This window comes from Allobosea sp., from assembly GCF_030694325.1.
Taxonomy (GTDB): Bacteria; Pseudomonadota; Alphaproteobacteria; order Rhizobiales; family Beijerinckiaceae; genus Allobosea.
The window spans coordinates 1-5,513 of the sequence record NZ_JAUXYO010000024.1 but is presented as its reverse complement, the minus strand read 5'-3'; the positions used below and the strand labels follow the sequence as shown (position 1 = coordinate 5,513).

The window sequence follows — 5,513 nt, the reverse complement described above, 5'->3', positions numbered from 1 at the left end:
AGGAGATGCCCTGGCCCATCAGCTTCTCGATCGCCGCGACGAGCTTCTCGTCGTGCTTCGTCACGATCGTGAAGGAGGCACCCTCGCGCCCGGCGCGGCCGGTGCGGCCGATGCGGTGGACATAGTCCTCCGCATGGGTCGGGACGTCGTAGTTGAAGACATGGCTGACGGCGGGAATGTCGAGCCCGCGTGCGGCGACGTCGCTGGCGACCAGGATCGGCATCTCGCCGGTGCGGAAGGATTCCAGCGCCGCCATGCGGGCGTACTGGTCCATGTCGCCATGCAGCGAGACGGCCGGAAAGCCGTGCTTCTGTAGGGACTTGTGCAGCGTCGCGACATCGCGCTTGCGGTTGCAGAAGACGATCGCGTTCTGCAGGTCCTTGGCCTCCTTGATCAGGCGGCGCAACGTCTCGCGCTTCTCGAAGTCCTGACCGTTGGACGCGATGAGGCGCTGCGTGATCGTCGTGGCTGCGGTCGCCGGACGCGAAACCTCGACGCGCACCGGATTGTGCAGGAACTGTTCGCTGATGCGCGTGATCTCGGGCGGCATCGTCGCGGTGAAGAACAAGGTCTGCCGCGTGAAGGGAACGAGTTTGCAAACCCGCTCGATGTCCGGGATGAAGCCCATGTCGAGCATGCGGTCGGCCTCGTCGATGACGAGGAGTTCGACGCCGGTGAGCAGCAGCTTGCCGCGCTCGACATGGTCGAGCAGGCGGCCGGGCGTCGCGATCAGCACGTCGACGCCGCGCGTGATCTTGGCGTCCTGGTCGCCGAAGGAGACGCCGCCGATCAGCAGCGCGACCGAGAGCTTCTGGTTAACGCCGTAGCGGGTGAAGTTTTCCTCGACCTGGGCGGCGAGTTCGCGGGTCGGCTCGAGGATCAGCGTGCGCGGCATCCGGGCGCGGGCGCGGCCGTTCTCGAGGATCGTCAGCATCGGCAGGGTGAAGGCGGCGGTCTTGCCGGTGCCGGTCTGGGCGATGCCGAGCACGTCGCGGCGGGCCAGCACATGCGGAATGGCCTGGGCCTGGATCGGGGTCGGGGTGTTGTAGCCTGCGGTCGTGACGGCTGTCAGAACCTTTTCACTCAGGCCGAGTTCGGCGAAAGACATCGATGGTTGCGCTTCTTCAAGGGTCGGTGACACGTGGCGGGATGACCGACTCGACCGCGACGGTGGCGCGACTTCTTGTTCCAGCGCGCCTTCGGACCCGTGTGCAATGCAGAAAAAACACGGCAAAGTCAACAAACTAGCGCCTCAGGAGGCCAAACGCCGATGACCGAACCGCTCGTGCTGATCCCGGGGCTGAGCTGCGACGCCCGCCTCTATGCGCCGCAATGGTCCGCATTGGCGCCGGGGCGCCCGATTCTGGTCGCACAGCATGATCGCGACGAGAGCCTGGGCGCCATCGCCGAGCGGCTTCTCGCGGTCGCGCCTGCGCGTTTCGCCCTCTGCGGCCTGTCTATGGGCGGCTATGCGGCCTTCGAGGTGATGCGCCGCGCTCCCGAGCGCGTGACGCGGCTGGCGCTGCTCGACACCAGCGCCAAGCCGGCCACGCCCGAGACCAACGCCCCGCGCGAGCAGATGATCGCGCTGGCGCAGAAGGGCGCCTTCGACAACGTCACGACCCTGCTCTGGCAGCGTTTGGTCGCACCCGCGCGCCTCTCCGACGAGGCCTTGCGCCTGGAGGTCCGGGCGATGGCCGAGGCGGTCGGTGCCGAGGGCTTCGTGCGCCAGCAGCGCGCCATCATGGCGCGCCCGGACTCGCGGCCGGGGCTGGGGGCGATCGGCGTCCCGACGCTGGTTCTCGTCGGCGAGGAGGACCTGATCACGCCGCCCGCGGAGGCGCAGGAGATCGCGGCCGGGATCGGTGCCGCCGCGCGCCTGGTTACCCTTCCCGGCTGCGGGCATCTGGCGACGCTGGAGCAGCCTGAGGCCGTGACGCGCGCCTTGCTGGACTGGCTGGGCTGAGCCTCAGCGCGGCAGGACGCAGGGGTCGAGCTTCGTCTCGGCCGCCGCCTTGCGCAGCGAGCCGGTCGTCATCGGGTCGGCGCCCCTGCCGCCGGCGGCCGCTGCGGCGACCTGCGCCAGGCGCTCGCGGTCGAAATGGGCGGTCTGGTTCGAGATCACATTGGCCGCGACGACCGAGAGGAAGGCAATCGCCGCGCCGGCCTTGGCGAGGTCGGCGACCAGCGTTCCGCGCTCGTTGCGCCAGAACAGTTTGATGAGCCGCATGCGGGCCTCCCCCACCGTCGGCGCTGACTCGAGCCCGACGGCGGAAACTCTGCGCCAGCAGCCGTAAAAAGATGGTTAGCGAAGCGTTGGTGCCAGTGGCCGCGAGGTTGGCGCGAAGTCGGCGTCGGCCGTGGTGCCCGCCAGCGCGGCCCGCTGCTCGCGAAACAGCTTGCGGAGCGCGGCGGCCACCGCGGCGACGGCCGGCCGCTGCCGCGAGACCTCATGCGTCACCAGGAAGATTTCGTCTGCGGTCCGGTCCGGCGGCGGAGCCAGCCGTCGCAGCGTCTCGACGGCATCGCCCATGAAACACGGCACCATCGAGACCGCGCCCGACGCGCGAACGCTCTCGTAGCGTGCCGCTGAATCGCCGACACGGGCTGCGATCGGTCGGCCGGCGGCGAAGGCGAGGATGTGCTCGTCGATGCGCGAGGAGGTCTCGCGGCTCACCGAGATGATCGGAGCGGTATCGGGATCGACGTCGCGACGGACATAGAGCGCCTGAACCAGCCGGCCGATCTTCTGGGCGAAGTGGCCCGGCTCGTCGGGAACGCGGCTCATCCGGATTGCGATATCGGCGTCGCCGCGGGCGAGGTCGAGCCGTTGCCGGGTGCTGATGATCACGATCTCGACGTCGCCGGCCGCCGCCGAAAGCGCGGTGGCGTGCTTCGTCAGCATCAGGCTGATCGAGGTCGTCGCGGTCACCCGCACCGGCGCATCCGCACCGACACGCAAGCCGCGCGCCCGGCTCGCGAAACGCTCGGCGGCCGCCGCCACCTGATCGACTTCGCCGGCAAGCGCGGCGCCGGCCTCGGTCGGGATCAGGCGGTTGGGACCGCGCCGGAACAGCAGCAGTCCGAGGTCCCGCTCGAGGATCTTGAGCCGGCGAGCGATCGTCGCTTCGCTCAGGCTCAGCCGGACCGCTGCCAGGGCCAGCGACCCGCTTTCGGCGATGGCGTGGAAGATGCGCAGATCGTCCCAGCCGGGCGCCGCCAGATCGCCGTCGCGTCGAGATGCAGCGGGAGGAGGGCGCCCCATCGGATCAGCGGCCCATGGCCGAAAGCGGTTTCGCGGAGGGGTAATCCGCGCAAGCGCTCGTCGACGGTTCCGGACAGATCATGGCAGGGCGGCGGCGGGTGTGAGGATGTGTCTTGGGGCATGAAGCGAGCATGCGCGCCTCGCCCCGCCCGCGCAGCCCGACAGCTTTGCCGGCCAACCCCGCAGGACTGCGGGGCTGACCGCCCGCACGGGACAGGCCGTGACGATCACAGGTCGATCAGCTCCCCGGCGAAGGCCGCCCGCTCCTGGATGAAGAGGAAGCGCGCTTCCGGCTTGTTGCCCATCAGCCGCTCGACCGTGTCGGAGGTGTCCTCGCGGGCCTCGTGATCGACCATGACCTTGAGCAGGATGCGCTTGGCCGGGTCCATCGTCGTCTCCTTGAGCTCGGCCGGCATCATTTCGCCCAGACCCTTGAAGCGGCCGATCTCGGGCTTCTTGCCTTTGAAGACGGTGGCGATCAGCTGGTCCTTATGGGCATCGTCGCGGGCATAGACGGATTTGCCGCCATGGCGCAGGCGATAGAGCGGCGGGATCGAGAGATAGAGATGCCCCTTCTCGATCAGCCGGGGCATCTGGCGCCAGAAGAAGGTCACCAGCAGCGAGGCGATATGCGCGCCGTCGACATCGGCGTCGGTCATCACGATGACCTTCTCGTAGCGCAGGTCGTCCTCGCGGAACTGGCTGCCGATGCCGCAGCCCAGCGCCAGGATCAGGTCTGCGAGCTGCTGATTCGCATTCAGCTTCTCGCGCGTCGCATTGGCGACGTTGAGGATCTTGCCGCGCAGAGGCAGGATCGCCTGGGTCGCGCGGTTGCGCGCCTGCTTGGCCGAGCCGCCCGCGGAATCGCCCTCGACGATGAACAGCTCCGAGCCCGCCGCGCCCGCATTCGAGCAGTCGGCGAGCTTGCCGGGCAGCCTGAGCTTGCGGGTCGCGGTCTTGCGCGAGACCTCCTTCTCGAGCCGGCGGCGCAGCCGCTCCTCGGCCCGGTCGACCGACCAGTCGAGCAGCTTCAGCGCCTGCTGCGGCGCCTGGGCCAGCCAGTGGTCGAAGGCGTCGCGCACCGCGTTCTCGACGATGCGGGACGCTTCCAGCGTCGCGAGCTTGTCCTTGGTCTGGCCCTGGAACTCCGGCTCGCGGATGAAGACCGAGAGCATCGCCGCACAGGTCGCCATCACATCGTCGGCGGTCACCTGTGCCATGCGCTTCGACTGGCCGATGCGCTCCGCATGGTCGCGCAGGCCGCGCAGCAGCGCGATCCTCAGACCGGATTCATGCGTGCCGCCCTCGGGCGTCGGGATGGTGTTGCAATAGGAGGAGGAAAAGCCGTCTTCGCCCGTCGCCAGCCAGGCGATCGCCCATTCGAGCGACCCATGGCTGCCCGCCTTGGTGATCTTGCCGGAGAAGATCGGCTCGGCCACGAGGTCCTTGCCCTCGATTTCGCGGGCCAGATAGTCGCGCAAGCCCCCCGGAAACTTGAAGACGGCCTCCGCCGCGACATCGCCCTCCGGCTTGAGCAGGCCGGGCGCGCAGCGCCAGCGGATCTCGACGCCGCCGAACAGATAGGCTTTCGAGCGGGCCATGCGGAACAGCCGAGCCGGCACGAACTGCGCGCCTTCACCGAAGATCTGGGCATCGGGGTGGAAGCGCACCCGCGTGCCGCGGCGGTTGGCGACGGGACCGACCGTCTCCAGCGGTCCCTGCGGCAGCCCGCGCGAGAACACCTGCCGGTAGAGCACCTTGCCGCGCGCGACCTCGACCTCGAGCCGGTCCGAGAGCGCGTTGACCACGGAGACGCCGACGCCGTGCAGGCCGCCGGAGGTTTCATAGGCCTTGGAGTCGAATTTTCCGCCGGCATGCAGCGTGGTCATGATGACCTCGAGCGCCGACTTGCCGGGAAATTTCGGATGCGGATCGACCGGGATGCCGCGGCCATTGTCGGTCACCGCGATCGAGCCGTCCTCCAGCAACTCGACATCGATGAAGCTGGCATGGCCGGCGACCGCCTCGTCCATGGCGTTGTCGATCACCTCGGCGAAGAGATGGTGCAGCGCGCGCTCGTCGGTGCCACCGATATACATGCCCGGCCGCCGCCGGACCGGCTCCAGGCCTTCCAACACCTCGATCGCGGAGGCGTCGTAGCCTGCCTCCGACAGGGTGCCGTTGTGCAGGGGCGGCGCTGCGGCCGGCTGCTGGCGCACGGGGGCGGCGGCCCCGGCTGCGGCGGCGC

5 protein-coding genes are annotated in these 5,513 nt (G+C 69.1%); 1 reads left to right on the top strand and 4 read right to left on the bottom strand.

What is annotated here, in order from left to right; translation table 11 throughout:
* The coding region (locus Q8M82_RS01115) for a DEAD/DEAH box helicase (RefSeq protein ID WP_305689545.1) at positions 1-1,108 on the bottom strand (1,108 nt) is incomplete at its 3' end.
* Between the two features lie 162 nt (positions 1,109-1,270).
* Between Q8M82_RS01115 and Q8M82_RS01110 the strand changes: the two genes are divergently transcribed.
* Entirely contained in the window at positions 1,271-1,966 is a 696-nt protein-coding gene (locus Q8M82_RS01110) for an alpha/beta fold hydrolase (protein ID WP_305689544.1), read from the top strand.
* 3 nt (positions 1,967-1,969) lie between these two features.
* Here the strand turns inward: Q8M82_RS01110 and Q8M82_RS01105 are convergent, their stop codons facing one another.
* The 3 genes from Q8M82_RS01105 to parE form a co-directional block, all read right to left on the bottom strand.
* Positions 1,970-2,230 (bottom strand): hypothetical protein, encoded by a 261-nt coding sequence (locus tag Q8M82_RS01105; protein ID WP_305689543.1) that lies wholly within the window; start codon positions 2,228-2,230, stop codon positions 1,970-1,972.
* 75 nt (positions 2,231-2,305) lie between these two features.
* On the bottom strand, positions 2,306-3,265 hold the full coding sequence (locus Q8M82_RS01100) for a LysR family transcriptional regulator (protein ID WP_305689542.1): 960 nt from the start codon (positions 3,263-3,265) through the stop codon (positions 2,306-2,308).
* A gap of 227 nt (positions 3,266-3,492) precedes the next feature.
* A complete protein-coding gene (gene parE / locus Q8M82_RS01095; RefSeq protein WP_305689546.1) occupies positions 3,493-5,484 on the bottom strand; it encodes a DNA topoisomerase IV subunit B in 1,992 nt (663 codons plus the stop codon).
* Between the last annotated feature and the right edge of the window lie 29 nt (positions 5,485-5,513).

What these genes read in the sequence shown, in the direction of transcription:
- Q8M82_RS01105 (WP_305689543.1), bottom strand. Translation starts at nt 2,230, where the DNA reads ATGCGGCTCATCAAACTGTTCTGGCGCAACGAGCGCGGAACGCTGGTC.
- Q8M82_RS01100 (WP_305689542.1), bottom strand. Translation starts at nt 3,265, where the DNA reads ATGGGGCGCCCTCCTCCCGCTGCATCTCGACGCGACGGCGATCTGGCG.
- Q8M82_RS01110 (WP_305689544.1), top strand. Translation starts at nt 1,271, where the DNA reads ATGACCGAACCGCTCGTGCTGATCCCGGGGCTGAGCTGCGACGCCCGC.